Consider the following 15,722-nt stretch of genomic DNA (forward strand, 5'->3'; position numbering starts at 1 on the left):
TTCATATAAAGTCCGTGCAAGGCCATACATATGCCCACCGCCCTTTACCGCTTCATCTTCGCAATAGCACTTTTATTGCCATTGGCCGCACACGCCGGCGATGCCGAAGACTTCGTCGCCGCCAATCCCGTGCAGCAGGCCAAGCTTCTCGAATCGTGGGCCGCGCAGCCCGATCCGGCGCGTATCGAACTGATCAACGCCCTGCAACAAGGCGTACTGACGGTCGACGGTCAGCCGAAGACCCTGCGCCTGAATAACCGCCTGCGAGGTCTGATCGACACCGCATTGGCCAGTCACCAATTGCTCGCCGCCGACGCGAAGATCCGCTTGGGCGCTGCGCAGCAACTGCAAAAAAGCGCCAAACCGGCGCAGCTGAAATTCCTCGACCTGCAACTGGCTAACGAGAAGGACGAGTCCGTCCAGTCAGCCCTTAGCCTGGCCCTGGCCAACCTGCAGCTGGTCGACAGCGACCCCAGCGTGCGCCTCGCCGCCGTGCGACTGCTCGGCGAAACCGGCGATCCACTGGCACGCACGCGACTCGAAGGCTTGCTCGAACCAGGCATCGAAAGCGACGCCACGGTGCGCACCGCCGCCGAAACCAGCCTCGCGCAAGTCAAACGTAAACTGCTGATCGGCGAGATGCTCGGCCAGGCCTTCAGCGGCATGTCGCTGGGCTCGATCCTGCTGCTCGCCGCCCTCGGCCTGGCGATCACGTTCGGCCTGCTCGGCGTGATCAACATGGCCCACGGCGAGATGCTGATGCTCGGCGCCTACTCGACGTATGTCGTGCAACTGATGTTCCAGCGCTACGCCCCGCAGGCTATCGAGTTCTATCCGCTGATCGCCTTGCCGGTGGCGTTTTTTGTCACCGCCGCCATCGGCATGGCGCTGGAGCGCACGGTCATTCGCCACCTCTACGGGCGCCCGCTGGAAACGTTGCTCGCCACCTGGGGCATCAGCCTGATGCTGATTCAGCTGGTGCGCCTGATGTTCGGCGCGCAGAACGTTGAAGTGGCTAACCCGGCATGGTTGTCGGGCGGCATTCAAGTGCTGCCGAATCTGGTGCTGCCGTACAACCGCATCGTCATCATCGCTTTCGCGCTGTTCGTGGTGGTGCTGACCTGGCTGCTGCTGAACAAAACGCGCCTGGGTTTGAACGTGCGCGCAGTTACGCAGAATCGCAACATGGCGGCGTGCTGCGGCGTGCCCACCGGCCGCGTCGACATGCTCGCCTTTGGCCTCGGCTCGGGCATTGCCGGCCTCGGCGGCGTTGCCCTCAGCCAGATCGGTAACGTCGGCCCCGACCTCGGCCAGAGCTACATCATCGACTCCTTCCTGGTGGTGGTGCTCGGTGGCGTCGGGCAACTGGCGGGCAGTGTGCTGGCAGCCTTCGGCCTGGGCATCGCCAACAAGATTCTCGAACCGCAGATCGGTGCGGTGCTCGGCAAAATCCTGATCCTCGCGCTGATCATTCTGTTCATCCAGAAACGTCCGCAAGGCCTCTTCGCACTGAAAGGACGGGTGATCGACTAATGAATCAACCCTTGATGCTCACGGCCACACAAAAGGCCGGCCCGAAAGTCACGATGACGGTCGGTGCAGTGATCCTCGTTTTATTGCTGGCGTTGCCGCTGCTGTCACTGTTGCCGGCCGACAGCACGTTTCATGTGTCGGCCTACACGCTGACGCTGGTGGGCAAGATCCTGTGCTACGCGATCGTCGCCCTGGCGCTGGATCTGGTGTGGGGTTATGCCGGTTTGCTGTCCCTCGGCCACGGCCTGTTTTTCGCCCTTGGCGGTTACGCGATGGGCATGTACCTGATGCGCCAGGCCTCGGGCGATGGCTTGCCGGCATTCATGACGTTTTTGTCGTGGACTGAATTGCCATGGTACTGGACTGGCACCAGCAGTTTTCTCTGGGCGATGTGCCTGGTAGTGCTGGCGCCCGGTTTGCTCGCGCTGGTGTTCGGTTTTTTCGCCTTCCGCTCGCGGATCAAAGGCGTGTATTTCTCGATCATGACCCAGGCACTGACCTTCGCCGGGATGCTGCTGTTTTTCCGCAACGAAACCGGGTTTGGCGGCAACAACGGCTTCACCAATTTCCGCACGATTCTCGGTTTCGGCATCACCGAACCCGGCACGCGCGCCGTGCTGTTTTTCGCCACGGTGGTGTTGCTGGTGGCCAGCCTGTTTATCGGTTGGCGGCTGGCGCAGAGCAAATTCGGACGGGTGCTGACGGCACTGCGCGATGCGGAAAATCGCCTGATGTTCTGCGGTTACGACCCGCGCGGTTTCAAGCTGTTCGTGTGGGTCTTGAGCGCCGTTTTGTGCGGTCTTGCTGGCGCGCTGTACGTGCCGCAAGTCGGCATCATCAACCCGAGTGAAATGTCGCCGACCAATTCCATCGAGGCCGCCGTGTGGGTCGCGCTGGGTGGGCGCGGCACATTGATCGGGCCGCTGTTGGGCGCCGGCGTGGTCAACGGCATGAAGAGCTGGTTCACCGTGGCGTTTCCGGAATACTGGCTGTTTTTCCTCGGCGCGCTGTTCATCATCGTGACCCTGTACCTGCCCAAAGGCGTGATCGGTCTGCTGAAGAAAAGGGGCGAACAATGAGAATCACGCCAACTGCCGAATTCATGCTTGAGCCGGTGCTTGAACCGAGCTTTCCTGATCCGAACAAGGATGCCGGCAGCAGCCGCGACGCTATCGGGCTCGGCCAGCGCGCAAGCAAGGGTCTGGACACCCGTCATGGCACGATTCTCACGCTGGAAGACATCAGCGTCAGCTTCGACGGTTTCCGGGCACTGAACAATCTGAACCTGTACATCGGCGTCGGCGAACTGCGCTGCATCATCGGCCCCAACGGCGCGGGCAAGACCACGCTGATGGACGTGATCACCGGCAAGACCCGTCCCAGCCACGGCAAGGCCTGGTTCGGTGAAACCCTCGACCTGACGTTGATGAGCGAAGTGCAGATCGCCCAGGCCGGGATCGGGCGCAAGTTTCAGAAGCCGACCGTGTTCGAAGCGCTCAGCGTGTTCGAAAACCTCGAGTTGGCGCAGAAGGCCGACAAATCGGTGTGGGCCAGCCTGCGTGCGCGGTTGAATGGCGAACAGCAAGACCGTATCGCCGAGGTGCTGGAGACGATTCGCCTGACCACTTCGGTCAATCGTCCGGCAGGCTTGTTGTCGCATGGTCAAAAGCAGTTTCTGGAGATCGGCATGCTACTGATGCAAGACCCGCAACTGTTGCTGCTCGATGAACCGGTGGCGGGCATGACCGATGCGGAAACCGAATTCACCGCCGAGCTGTTCAAAAGTCTCGCCGGCAAACACTCGCTGATGGTGGTGGAACACGACATGGGTTTCGTCGGCTCGATCGCCGACCACGTCACGGTGTTGCACCAGGGCAGCGTACTGGCCGAAGGCTCGCTGGAGCAGGTGCAGGAGAATGAGCGGGTGATCGAGGTTTATCTCGGTCGTTAGGTGTTGTGAACACCTATCCAATGTGGGAGCGGGCTTGCTCGCGAAAGCGGGTTTACATCCAACACTTGCGGTAACTGGCCGACCGCTTTCGCGAGCAAGCCCGCTCCCACAGGGATTTGAGGAGAACTTGAACATGCTGCAAGTCGACAAACTGCATCAGTACTACGGCGGTAGCCACATCCTGCGGGGCTTGACGTTCGAGGTGAAGGTCGGCGAAGTGACGTGCCTGCTCGGGCGCAACGGCGTTGGCAAAACCACCTTGCTCAAATGCCTGATGGGTTTGCTGCCCGCCAAAGAAGGCGCAGTAAATTGGGAAGGCAAGCCGATCACTACGTTCAAGCCACATCAGCGGGTTCACGCGGGCATTGCCTATGTGCCTCAAGGCCGGGAGATCTTCGGGCGCCTGACCGTCGAAGAAAACCTGCTGATGGGCCTGTCGCGGTTTCCGGGAAACGAAGCCAAAGAAGTGCCGGCATTCATCTACGAGCTGTTCCCGGTGTTGCTGCAAATGAAGCAGCGACGCGGAGGTGATTTGTCCGGTGGCCAGCAACAGCAGTTGGCGATCGGTCGCGCGCTGGCCAGTCGGCCACGCCTGCTGATTCTCGACGAGCCCACCGAAGGCATTCAGCCGTCGGTGATCAAGGAAATCGGCGCGGTGATCAAAAAGCTCGCAGCACGCGGTGACATGGCTATTTTGCTGGTGGAGCAGTTCTACGATTTCGCCGCAGAACTGGCCGATCAATACCTGGTCATGTCCCGGGGTGAAATCGTTCAGCAGGGGCGCGGCGAAAACATGGAAGCCGAGGGTGTGCGCGGCCTGGTCACGATCTAATTTGCAGCACGGAAATCATGAATTTACCTGTATCCACTGCCCTGTTTACTCCAAGCTGGCACGCCGAACTGGAGCTCGGCTACGCCCGATTCGGCGACAGTACGCGCCCGGTCCTGCGTCGGCATCAAGGCCCGTTGCGCGTGCAGAAACATCTGTATGCCGAAGGGCCACAAGTCTGCCAGCACATCATCGTCCACCCGCCCGGCGGCATTGCCGGAGGCGATCGGCTGGACATCTCGGCGCACGTCGGCGCCGATGCCTGGGCGCAAATCACCAGCCCCGGCGCGGCCAAGTGGTATCGCGCGGCCGGGGCGGCCTATCAGCAACTAACCCTCAAAGTTGCCGAAGGCGCGACGCTGGAATGGCTGCCACAGGAGACGATCATCTTCAGCGCCGCTCAGGCTGAACTCAGTACGAGCATCGAGCTGGAAGGTGACGCGCGGCTGTTCTACTGGGACGTCGTGGCACTGGGTCGACCGGCCAGTGGCGAGCGTTTCGATCGCGGGCATTTCCAGGCGCACCTGCAAATCCGCCACGACGGCCAGTTGCTCTGGCACGAACGTCAGCGCATTGTCGGGGCGGACGGACTGCTCGATTCACCGATCGGCCTGGATGGCCAACCGGTGTTTGCAACGTTGTTGGTGACGGGGGAGATTGATGCCGATTTACTCGAGCAATGCCGCTCGCTGAACAATGATGTGCGCGGCGATCTGACCCAGCTGCCAGGCTTGCTCGTCGCCCGTTGCCTGGCCAGCGAAGCGCTGTTGGCGCGAGGCTGGCTGATCGATTTGTGGCGTTTGCTCAGGCCTGCGTTACTCGGCCGGGAAGCCGTAGCACCCAGAATATGGAGCACGTGACACCTATCCCGTAGGAGCCGGCTTGCTGGCGATGGCGTCAGTAAGACCGCTATCGCCAGCAAGCCGGCTCCTACAGGTTATGTTTACACGTTGAATTTTTTACTGCCCAGATGGATTCCAACGATGGACCTGACCCCACGCGAAAAAGACAAGCTGCTGATATTCACCGCCGGCCTCGTTGCCGAGCGGCGTTTGGCACGCGGCGTGAAACTCAATTATCCGGAAGCGATGGCGTACATTTCCGCAGCGCTTCTCGAAGGTGCTCGCGACGGTCAGACCGTCGCCCAACTGATGCACTTCGGCACTACCCTGCTGACCCGCGAGCAGGTGATGCAAGGCATCCCGGAAATGATCCCGGAGATTCAGGTCGAGGCGACTTTTCCCGACGGCACCAAACTGGTCACCGTCCACCAACCGATCGCCTGAGGCCGCGCCATGACTTACCACATCCGCGATGCGCTGCACGCCGACCTGCCGGCGATCCGCGATATCTACAACGATGCCGTGCTCAACACCACGGCCATCTGGAACGAACAGGCCGTTGACCTGGGCAACCGTCAGGCCTGGTTCAGCGCCCGGCAGTCTCAGGGCTATCCGATTCTGGTGATCGTCGACGGTGACGATGCCGTGTTGGGCTACGCTTCATTTGGTGACTGGCGCCCCTTCGACGGCTTTCGCCACACCGTCGAACACTCGGTGTACGTGCGCAGCGATCAACGCGGCAACGGTCTCGGTCCGCAATTGATGACCGTGCTGATCGAACGCGCCAGGCACTGCGACAAACACGTGATGGTCGCCGCTATTGAAAGCGGCAACGCCGCCTCTATTCATCTGCACGAACGCGCCGGTTTTATCACCACCGGACAGATGCCCCAGGTGGGCACCAAGTTCGGGCGCTGGCTTGACCTGACCTTCATGCAATTGACCCTCGACCCTGGCGCCGAACCCCCGCCCGCCAGCAAGGAGTAACGTGCGATGAACGATGCCCAACTGCGCCGCGTCAACGCTGAAAGCTTTGCGCATTATCGTCAGGGCCTGATTGATCTGCTGCTCGACGCCGTCGGTTATGGCGCGAGCGTCGGCTTCATGGCCGATCTCGACGCGGCTCAGGCCCGCGCCTATTTCGATGACGTCCAGGACAACCTCAACACGGGCAACGTGCTGCTGTGGGTGGTGGTCAAGGACGAACAGGTGCAGGCGAGTGTGCAACTGGCGCTGTGTCACAAAGCCAACGGGTTGAACCGCGCCGAAGTGCAAAAACTGCTGGTGCGTGAACAGGCGCGTCGACGCGGATTGGGCCAGCAGTTGATGACCGCGCTTGAGACTGCGGCGCTGCAGCAAAAACGTGGAATGCTGTTTCTTGATACCGAAGCCGGCTCACCCGCGGAAGATTTCTACAAGGCCTTGGGCTACACCCGCGCGGGTGAAATTCCCGACTACGCCTGCGACCCGAGCGGCCAGTACAAACCGACCGCGCTCTATTACAAAATCCTGCAAGGAGCCCATTGATGATTCCCGGCGAATTCCGGATCCAGCCCGGCGACATCGAACTCAACGTTGGCCGCCGAACGATCAGCCTGAAAGTGGCCAACAGTGGTGACCGGCCGATCCAGGTCGGCTCGCATTATCATTTTTTCGAAACCAATGACGCCCTGACGTTCGATCGCGCAGCCAGCCGCGGCATGCGCCTGAACATCCCCGCCGGTACCGCCGTGCGCTTCGAGCCGGGGCAGAGTCGTGAGGTCGAACTGGTGGATTACGCCGGGCAGCGCCGGGTGTTCGGGTTTGCCGGGCGGATCATGGGTGATCTTTGAATCATGCAGTGCCTGTATGGCCCCATCGCCAGCAAGCCGGCTCCTACAAAATCATTCCAATGCTGATATGCGGCTGAAATGCGATCCCCTGTAGGAGCCGGCTTGCTGGCGATAGCGAGCAACGCGAGCGGTCTCAAAAACAATTGAATCTCAAGGCATGCGCATGAAAATCTCAAGACAAGCCTACGCCGACATGTTCGGCCCCACCGTCGGCGACAAGGTTCGCCTGGCCGATACGGAGCTGTGGATCGAAGTCGAAAAAGACTTCACCACCTACGGTGAAGAAGTGAAATTCGGTGGCGGCAAAGTCATCCGCGACGGTCAGGGGCAAAGCCAGCTCCTCGCCGCCGACGTCGTCGACACAGTGATCACCAACGCGCTGATCATCGACCATTGGGGCATCGTCAAAGCCGACATCGGACTCAAGGACGGGCGGATTGCCGGCATCGGTAAGGCGGGTAATCCCGACGTGCAGCCGAACGTCACCATCGCCATCGGCGCGGGCACCGAAGTGATCGCCGGAGAAGGCATGATCCTCACCGCCGGCGGCATCGACACCCACATTCACTTCATCTGCCCGCAGCAGATCGAAGAAGCGCTGATGAGCGGCGTCACCACCATGATCGGCGGCGGCACCGGCCCGGCCACCGGCACCAACGCGACCACCTGCACTTCCGGCCCGTGGCACCTGGCGCGCATGCTTCAGGCCGCTGATGCGTTCCCGATGAACATTGGCCTCACCGGCAAGGGCAACGCCAGCCTGCCGGGACCGTTGATTGAACAGGTCAAGGCCGGTGCCATCGGCCTCAAGCTCCATGAGGACTGGGGCACCACACCGGCGAGCATCGACAATTGCCTGAACGTAGCTGACGAGTACGACGTACAGGTCGCCATCCACACCGACACGCTCAACGAATCCGGCTTCGTCGAAACCACCCTCGGCGCCTTCAAGGGCCGGACCATCCACACCTATCACACCGAAGGCGCGGGCGGCGGCCATGCACCCGACATTATCAAGGCCTGCGGCTTCCCCAACGTGCTGCCGAGTTCGACCAACCCGACCCGACCGTTCACCCGCAACACCATCGACGAACACCTCGACATGCTGATGGTGTGTCACCACCTCGACCCGAGCATTGCCGAAGACGTGGCCTTCGCCGAAAGCCGCATTCGCCGCGAAACCATCGCCGCCGAAGACATCCTGCACGACCTCGGCGCGTTCTCGATGATCAGTTCCGACAGCCAGGCCATGGGCCGTGTCGGCGAAGTCATCACGCGCACCTGGCAGACCGCTGACAAAATGAAAAAACAACGCGGCCCGCTGCCTGGCGATGGTGAGGGCAACGACAACTTTCGCGCGAAACGCTACATCGCCAAATACACCATCAACCCGGCAATTACCCACGGCATCAGCCACGAAGTGGGCTCGATAGAAGTGGGCAAATGGGCCGATCTGGTGCTCTGGCGCCCAGCGTTCTTCGGTGTCAAACCGACGCTGATCCTCAAGGGCGGCGCCATTGCCGCAAGCCTGATGGGTGACGCCAACGCCTCGATCCCGACGCCGCAACCGGTGCACTATCGCCCGATGTTCGCCAGTTACGGCGGCTCGCTGCATGCCACCAGCCTGACCTTCATCAGTCAGGCCGCGCGGGAGGCAGGGCTGCCGGAAACGTTGGGGTTGAAGAAGAAAATCGCCGTGGTCAAAGGCTGCCGTGACGTGCAGAAAACCGATCTGATTCACAACGACTATTTGCCAGACATCGACGTCGATCCACAGACGTACCAGGTCAAAGCCGACGGGGTTTTGCTGTGGTGCGAACCCGCCGACGTGCTGCCCATGGCGCAGCGTTATTTCCTGTTCTGACCTCTGGAAACCGCTGGAACAGGCACAAAAAAGCCCCGAAAGCACTGTCGCCTTCGGGGCCGCCTGAAACGGAAATCAGCCCGCCGATTGCACTGCAAACGGGACTTCGGTTCTCTGAAGCTTCGCACGCTCAATGGCTTGCTTCGTCAGGGTTTTCTCCAGCGCTTTGATAGCCGTGAACTGCGCCATTTCATCCTCGCCTTCCATCCTGAGAGCCAGGTCATTGAATTCCTGGCGATAGGCGTTCTCCAGGTAAGTCTGCCAGAAAGGCTGCTCAAGTATCCGGTCCACCAGCAAGTCGCCAGCCTCTAGCGCCAGCACCCTTGCCTCGGCCGCGTCAATCATCTCATGAGTCACCCGAGCCATGTTTCTGAAGAGCATGCCCCGCGCCTGCCAAGGCAAATCGAGACGCTCGGCGAGCTCAGTCATATACGCCAGATGCACCTCCACTTCGTCAATGTTGCCGGTGACGTCACCGTTGGCGGCAACTCGCCTGAACGTTTCGCCCTGTGCAATTCGATCGGAAACGCGGCTGCGGGCGATGGCGCCCAGCTCATTCAGGCGCGACTTGCCTCTGGCGAGTTCCACCAGCTGTGCTTCGACGAGTGCTGGATTCTGCAGCGCGTAGGCCTCGTGCACCAAGACCTTGACGCCTAGAGCGTTGAACAACTGCACCCCGCCGTCGCCGCATTCGGAAGGCACAACCGCCTCTGCAAACAGCTGCTCGCGCAGTTCGGCGTTTTCGCTCATGGCTTCGAGCATTCGCCACACCTTGGCGGTCAATGCGGCCCGGTAGCTCACATCACTCGCCATGAAGTCGGCCGATTGGGTCAGCATTCGGATTTCATTGAAGAACGCTTCGGAGTTGAATTCATCTTCAAGACTGTCCCAGATGGGTATCTTTTCCTTGAGAAGCTCCTCACTCATGCCCTCCCCCCAGTTCAGGCTGTCTACCAGTCCTAGCGGTGGATAAGAGCGGTCCGGGTCCAGGCCGACCGACTCGGTATAAAGCCGCAGCTGCTCCAGAACATCGGCCGGCATCCACTCGGCTTCGCGGCTGACGATGGTGCGGGCGAGCAACTCTGCGCGAAATGAGCCAGGGGCAACCTCTGGAATTTCGGTCAGGCGGTTGTCGCGAAGAATCACGCTGATATGCCGTGACCGCGACTGGCTGAACAGCCCGGGGGGCCAACGATTAATGCCTGTCTGCTCGAGATTGATCAGTTGAAGCTCAGGCATTTGGCTGATATCAGGCACGAGCCCCAAGGGGTTTCGTTGCAAGCCCATGGCTCTCATGCGCGTCAGCCCGCGCAGGCGTGTAACCGCTTGCGGCGTCAGCACGATGTGGTTGTAGCCCAGCATCAATTCGTTCAGATGGGGCAGGTTGCCAATGATCGGCGGCACGCCCGTCAACAAATTATGCCCAAGGTCCAGCGAGCGCAGGTTGCGGAACGGCTCAAGAAACTGCACCTGGCTACTCAGCAGATTACCGTCACGTATGCTCAAACTCGTCACATGGTCAAAGTTGGCGGCAAGCTTGGGGAAACTGGCAAGGTGCCGGCTCATAGGCAGGCCATCCAGGATCAGGCTTTGCGCGCCAATGATGCCTGGTGCATCGACCCCTGCCGGCCCTGTCCTCTGCCAACACTGCCTGATCAATCTGTAAAGTCGATCTCGCGACTGCCACTCAGCCACGCCCGCAGGGCTGAAGCGGAAGGAGATGGTCGGAGAATTCATCCATCGCTGCAGCGAACGGTTCAACTCGTTGAACTCGGTTTGCAGGGCCGCCACGCGCGCGTGCGCCTCGTCGCCGAACCCACTGATCAACGAGCTGACCTCCTCATCGGAGAAAGCCGGATATAGGGCTCGGACCCGCTGCCTGAGCATAGGCTCGTCGACCAGTTGTCGATACCCCTGCATTCCGCCTCGAAGGCGCATCTTGTCAGGGTCATAGGCTGGCTTTCGATCCGGATGCTCATCCAGAATTGCTTCGAACCGTTCCCGTTCAAGGGGCGAACGTTGCAGGTCGAGCTTGAGCCGCTCGCTTTCGTAGATGTCGTAACCCAGCGCCTTGCGTTCGTCGTCCGGCAACGCCCGCAACAGCGAGGCGTAAAAATCGTCAGAACCGTGCAAATGCTGGTTTGACTCATCGCGCGCCTGATAGCTGCCCTCGTCTTCCAGCACCAGTACTTTACGAATCGGCGCGTTTTCCGGGCCCACACTGGCTTTCAGTTCCCCGGTGAAAGAAAACGCCCGAATTTCGATTCGGACATCATTCGACCACCCCGGCAGGTTTGCCAGCGACGCCAGTTCCAGCCTGCGCGTGTCGTTATTTTCCAGGCCATCAAGGTATAACCCTTCATAGGCACGACTCACGCGCACCTGCTGCTTAGCCTTGCGCGCCTGTTCGTGAAAACGCAGGGGAAGGCTCGGCTTTTGCTCAAGATGCTGGAGATCCGCCGGGGTAGCGTCGGCCATCAGTTGTTGCACGACAGCATCGGGGAGGTCGGGGTAGGCATTGGCCAGTCGGTGATGTGGCGTCCCCGCCGAGGCCTCCTGCTGGTTGTACAAGGACTCGAACAGGCGCTTGCGTTGTTTGACGGCGTCACTGGCCACTCGCTCTTTCAACGCCTGGATGCGCACGTTTTTGTCAGTGGAGATTGCCTGCCCGAGCAAGTCATGAATTTCCTTCTCACTCAAAATTTCCAGCGTTCGACGCGGCAACTCACCGGCGCAAAATTCGCTTCGGGTCAGCGTGATGCGGTCTGCGGGCGCGGCGTCAATGTTGCCAATGACGGTTGAATCGCCGCTCAACTCAGCCCCTTCGAAAATTTCGACGGCCCTGTTTTGCGGCCAGCGAGGCAAATCGGTCATCAGGCTGGTTATTTCGTCCATCAGCGTTTCGGGTGGCTGGCCGGCCAATATCTGCTCGCTGACTTCGCCGGCTTGCGCATATAGACGGAAACGCTTGGCCGTATCGGCCAGCATGACGGGTGGCCTTTCAAGTTCCACATGCAGACGACGCAGAACGTCTTCCGAAACACCGGCCACCGTATGGATCTGCTCCTGCGTTTCGGCGGGCCATGGCTCAGCGCAGGCATTGAAGCGTTGGGCCAGACGTGCCTTGTCCCAGGTCAGCGGCTGGTCGACTTCGGTTTTCCAGGCCCCCGCACCGTTGTGCTCGACAACGGGCTGATAGGCACCCGGTCGGGTCGGATGTTGCAAGCGATGCTGCCCAGACTCTATGTCGTGGCTGACCGCATAATGTTTGTCATCCAGCGGCAATACATCCCGCCCCTCGTGTTGATAAATTCCCAGGCGATTCGCCTGGGCGGTTTCGGGCAGCACGGTGGCATGCTCGTAAGCTTTGAGGTCGGGATTCCACAGCCGCTCTTCACCGTTAATCTGCACCGGTTTGAGCTGCTCCACAAACGGCGACGGCTTGATCGGCACGACCTTCTCCGGCAGCACGTGCCCCGCCCCCATCAGCGCCAGTTGAGCGAAGTTGATCAACACGCCCGTGAAGTACGCCGACGCTTGTTCTTTATCGCCGTTGCTCCAGTCCTCGACGCCTTCGGCCAGCTCCGCGAGCATTTGCCCGACCATGATGCCCAGCATTGCCTCACCCAGACCGGGCACCAGCATCGCGCCGAAGTTGAATATGTTCCAGCCGATCTCCAGCACACTGGTCAGGCGCTTCCAGCGGGTGGCTGCGTCTTCATCGCCGGTAGGCACCGCAATGCGTCGGGCATCGGCGATGGCCTTGCCACGTCGCAGCAGGAACAGCGTGCGCCACAGGTCACCTTCAAGAATGTTGGTGATCGGTTCTGCATTGGGGTTTTCGATCGCGGTTTCGCGCCACCACGGCCCCATATCCAGCGGTTCGCGCTGCTGCCAGGTGACAGTCTTCAAGCGCTCGTTGACCCGGGAGAAAAATCGCCCTTTGTCCTTCTGCTCGACGAAGCGGCTGAAGAATTCCTGATACTGCGGGGTGCGCAACTGGCTGAGCAAGATTTTCATGAAGTCCGCCAACGAGGCGTACTCTTTCAGCGGTTGGTCCGGATCATCGGGTATGTAGGCGATCAAGGAACCGCTCAGGCGGGTCTGTTGATAGATATCGTCCTTGCGCAACATGTCTTCGACGACGCCCTGAGGGCCATTGGCAAAGAAATTTTGAAGAAATTTGAATTGCGAATATTTGTCGCCGGGCAAGAACGGCAGGCGACGGGACCAGTCGAGCCAGAACTTCAGGCCTTGGGGCGTCAGTGCTTCGATAGCTTTTTTGACCTCCGACGGTTCACTCACGGCACTGAACAAAACAATCCCGCTCATCTTGAAACCCATCAACGACAAACGATGGTTGAGCAGCGGACGACCGGACAAGGTCAGCTCCGATTTACCTTCGACGACTTCGCGAAGGCAATCGTAGCCAGAAGCGCTGACATCGCCTTTCAGACGAGCAATGAGTGCAGCCATTCTGAACGCGGCTTTCTCACTGGCGATCGAGCACGCCTGCAAAGCGCGTTGGGCAGCGGGATCCTGCGACTGCAACTGCGCTTTGATGTGCGTTTGATATTGCTTGCCGATGTCGAGCTCGCGGCAAATACCGGCAAACCGTTGCGGGGTGATTTCGTCGATGCGCAGGGGATTGCCTTGCGCGTCATTACGAAATACCCCTGACCCGCTTCTGAACGCATCTGCTTCGGTTTCCGGTTCTTCGAAGTTGTGCAGCGCTGCGGCAAGCAATGAACTGTGCCGCATGTGATTGGCGCCGGTATCCAGGCCAAAAATAATCGTGTCCGGAACATACAACTTCAAAGACAACGTTTCGGAGTCTTCAACAATATTGAAGTTTTCCTTTAACGAGGCTGCCAGTGACGGCTTGGCAAAAACATCAATGTCACTTTGCAGGTCAAGCAGGGCTGTGTTCATTTCCCCCTGCAATCGCCAGTGGTCGTCGATCAACACCTTGAGGTTCTGCTTATCGCCGACTGAGGCTTTGCTGTACCAATCGGGCGTCGTAGCGTTGAGCTTCAGAACGGGTTCAAGCAGGGCAGGCGATGCACTTTTTACTGCATCGGGTATGACGCTGATAACGCGATGCTCATGGATACTTTTGTCGATAGTGGGCTCGGACGAAATGTCGGTCGAGTTGCTTCCTTGCACTTCAGACACTGGATATACCTTGGGGTGGTTAATTGAAGGCCTAGCCTATTCAAAGTCCACCAAAACAAAAGCGCGAATAACTGCTCATGCACCCCACATAAAACGCCTGCACGTTTCGAAAAACAGGCGGATGAATATATATCTGTACCGCACTGAATCTTGTTCAGTATGCCGCCCGCTCGCCGGAGGTTTTTTTCCGGGCCAAAGGAGCTACCATGTGCGACATTCAGCATGCTCAGGAACTCCCATGCGCCTTCCCGATTTCATCCGGCAACACGTAGACCGTATCGTCGATGAATGGGAGCAATTCGCCAAAACCATCACCCCGGCGGCAGACACCATGGATCGTGAGGCCCTGCGCGATCACGCCAAAGCCATTTTGCTGGCGGCCGCGCGGGACATGAACACCGCGCAAACGGCCAGCGAGCAACTCGCCAAAGCCAAAGGCGAAGGCGTCGAAAAAACCCCAAGTCTGTATGAAGCCAGTGCCAGCCATGGTGAGCTGCGACACACCGTGGGCTTCGATCTGGTGCAGATGACCAGCGAATTCCGCCATTTGCGTGCCTGCGTGATTCGCCTGTGGGTCAATGACCTGAAATCTCCGGACATGGCCTATTTTCAGGACATGATCCGTTTCAATGAAGCGATCGACGAAGCCCTCGCCGAATCGACGGCTGCCTATGCTGAACAGGTCAATCATTCCCGCGACATTTTTCTGGCCATCCTCGGCCACGATCTGCGTGCACCGCTGCAAGCAGTCAGCATGTCCACCGAATTGCTCATGCGCAAAATCACGCTCGAAGGCGATGCGCTCGCCTGTGCGATCAACATCAAGCGCGGTGCGCGGCACATGGCGGTAATGGTGGGTGATTTGCTGGAGCTGGTGCGCAGTCGTCTGGGCAAGAGTTTGCCGATCCAGCCTTTACCGATGGACCTGGCCGACACCGCGCATGCGGCGATTGCCGAAGCCTGCGCCGGCAACCCCGAGTGTGATCCGACGCTGACCGTGCACGGCGACACCCGAGGCGTTTGGGATGACGGACGGCTCAGCCAGTTGCTGCAGAACCTGATCGGCAATGCCTTGCAGCACGGTGCGAGCAAACGCGAGGTAACGCTGACGCTGACCGGTGAGGCCGACACGGTTCGTCTCGAGGTGCACAACTTCGGCACCCCCATCCCCGAAGAAGCCATTGGCACGATTTTCGATCCGCTGGTGCGCAGCGCGGATGAAGAGCCGGGACAACCGTCCACCAGTTTGGGTCTGGGTCTGTTCATCGTCAAGGAAGTGGTCAACGCGCACAAAGGCTCGATCGCCGTGAGCTCGAACGAGACCGATGGCACGCTGTTTACAGTGATATTGCCCCGCAGAATCTGAACAACAAATGCCCGCAGGAATTACAGATCCACCACCAACCGCCCCAACCGCTGCTTGAGCATGCTGTTTTCGGCCCGCAGCTGCTGAACCTCTTCGAGCAGGTCAAGCGCGAGCGCAACCCCTTCCCATTCCAGCTCCAGGTCGTGCCGCAACTTGGCGGCACGCTTGGCCAGCGCCAGCTCCAAATCGTTAAAACGCCAATCCTTGGGCTCTGTGCCCTGCGGCTCCAGAATCCCGTGTTCGACGATTTCGATCACGTAAACGTCCGACAGATCCGACGCCTCGCAGAACTCTGCCATGTCCAGTTGAACGATCAGGGGGTTGCTCATA

At 59.7% G+C, this 15,722-nt stretch carries 13 protein-coding genes; 11 read left to right on the top strand and 2 right to left on the bottom strand.

Features of this window, described 5'->3' with window-relative positions:
- Positions 1 to 30: 30 nt before the first annotated feature.
- The 10 genes from urtB (at position 31) to ureC (ending at position 8,851) form a co-directional block, all read left to right on the top strand.
- A complete protein-coding gene (urtB, locus tag ACYZTS_RS04600) occupies positions 31 to 1,533 on the top strand; it encodes an urea ABC transporter permease subunit UrtB (RefSeq protein WP_028623432.1) in 1,503 nt (500 codons plus the stop codon).
- Between the two features lie 53 nt (positions 1,534 to 1,586).
- A complete protein-coding gene (urtC, locus tag ACYZTS_RS04605; protein WP_461996346.1) occupies positions 1,587 to 2,612 on the top strand; it encodes an urea ABC transporter permease subunit UrtC in 1,026 nt (341 codons plus the stop codon).
- A complete protein-coding gene (urtD, locus tag ACYZTS_RS04610; protein ID WP_461994359.1) occupies positions 2,609 to 3,484 on the top strand; it encodes an urea ABC transporter ATP-binding protein UrtD in 876 nt (291 codons plus the stop codon). Before urtC ends, urtD begins: the two co-directional genes overlap by 4 nt.
- A gap of 133 nt (positions 3,485 to 3,617) precedes the next feature.
- Positions 3,618 to 4,316, top strand: a complete 699-nt coding sequence (gene urtE, locus ACYZTS_RS04615; RefSeq protein ID WP_461994361.1) for an urea ABC transporter ATP-binding subunit UrtE — start codon at positions 3,618 to 3,620, stop codon at positions 4,314 to 4,316.
- Positions 4,317 to 4,333: 17 nt separating this feature from the next.
- Positions 4,334 to 5,173 (top strand): urease accessory protein UreD, encoded by an 840-nt coding sequence (locus tag ACYZTS_RS04620; RefSeq protein WP_461994363.1) that lies wholly within the window; start codon positions 4,334 to 4,336, stop codon positions 5,171 to 5,173.
- 123 nt (positions 5,174 to 5,296) lie between these two features.
- Positions 5,297 to 5,599 (top strand): urease subunit gamma, encoded by a 303-nt coding sequence (locus tag ACYZTS_RS04625; protein WP_028623427.1) that lies wholly within the window; start codon positions 5,297 to 5,299, stop codon positions 5,597 to 5,599.
- Positions 5,600 to 5,608: 9 nt separating this feature from the next.
- Positions 5,609 to 6,142: a GNAT family N-acetyltransferase gene (locus ACYZTS_RS04630; protein ID WP_461994366.1), complete on the top strand. Its 534-nt coding sequence runs from the start codon at positions 5,609 to 5,611 to the stop codon at positions 6,140 to 6,142.
- Positions 6,143 to 6,148: 6 nt separating this feature from the next.
- Positions 6,149 to 6,682 (top strand): GNAT family N-acetyltransferase, encoded by a 534-nt coding sequence (locus ACYZTS_RS04635; protein ID WP_461994368.1) that lies wholly within the window; start codon positions 6,149 to 6,151, stop codon positions 6,680 to 6,682.
- Positions 6,682 to 6,987, top strand: a complete 306-nt coding sequence (locus tag ACYZTS_RS04640; protein ID WP_461994370.1) for an urease subunit beta — start codon at positions 6,682 to 6,684, stop codon at positions 6,985 to 6,987. The genes ACYZTS_RS04635 and ACYZTS_RS04640 overlap by 1 nt, the downstream gene beginning before the upstream one ends.
- A 163-nt stretch (positions 6,988 to 7,150) precedes the next feature.
- Positions 7,151 to 8,851: an urease subunit alpha gene (ureC, locus tag ACYZTS_RS04645; protein ID WP_461994372.1), complete on the top strand. Its 1,701-nt coding sequence runs from the start codon at positions 7,151 to 7,153 to the stop codon at positions 8,849 to 8,851.
- Between the two features lie 75 nt (positions 8,852 to 8,926).
- Here ureC and ACYZTS_RS04650 read toward each other — a convergent pair whose 3' ends face one another.
- Positions 8,927 to 14,026, bottom strand: a complete 5,100-nt coding sequence (locus ACYZTS_RS04650; RefSeq protein ID WP_461994374.1) for an NEL-type E3 ubiquitin ligase domain-containing protein — start codon at positions 14,024 to 14,026, stop codon at positions 8,927 to 8,929.
- A gap of 238 nt (positions 14,027 to 14,264) precedes the next feature.
- On the opposite strand from ACYZTS_RS04650, the gene ACYZTS_RS04655 reads away from it, so the two are divergent.
- Positions 14,265 to 15,392: a sensor histidine kinase gene (locus ACYZTS_RS04655; RefSeq protein ID WP_461994376.1), complete on the top strand. Its 1,128-nt coding sequence runs from the start codon at positions 14,265 to 14,267 to the stop codon at positions 15,390 to 15,392.
- Positions 15,393 to 15,412: 20 nt separating this feature from the next.
- Here the strand turns inward: ACYZTS_RS04655 and ACYZTS_RS04660 are convergent, their stop codons facing one another.
- Positions 15,413 to 15,721, bottom strand: a complete 309-nt coding sequence (locus ACYZTS_RS04660) for a chaperone modulator CbpM (RefSeq protein WP_028623420.1) — start codon at positions 15,719 to 15,721, stop codon at positions 15,413 to 15,415.
- Position 15,722: the final 1 nt, after the last annotated feature.

The sequence above is a fragment of the Pseudomonas sp. TMB3-21 genome (assembly GCF_054898145.1).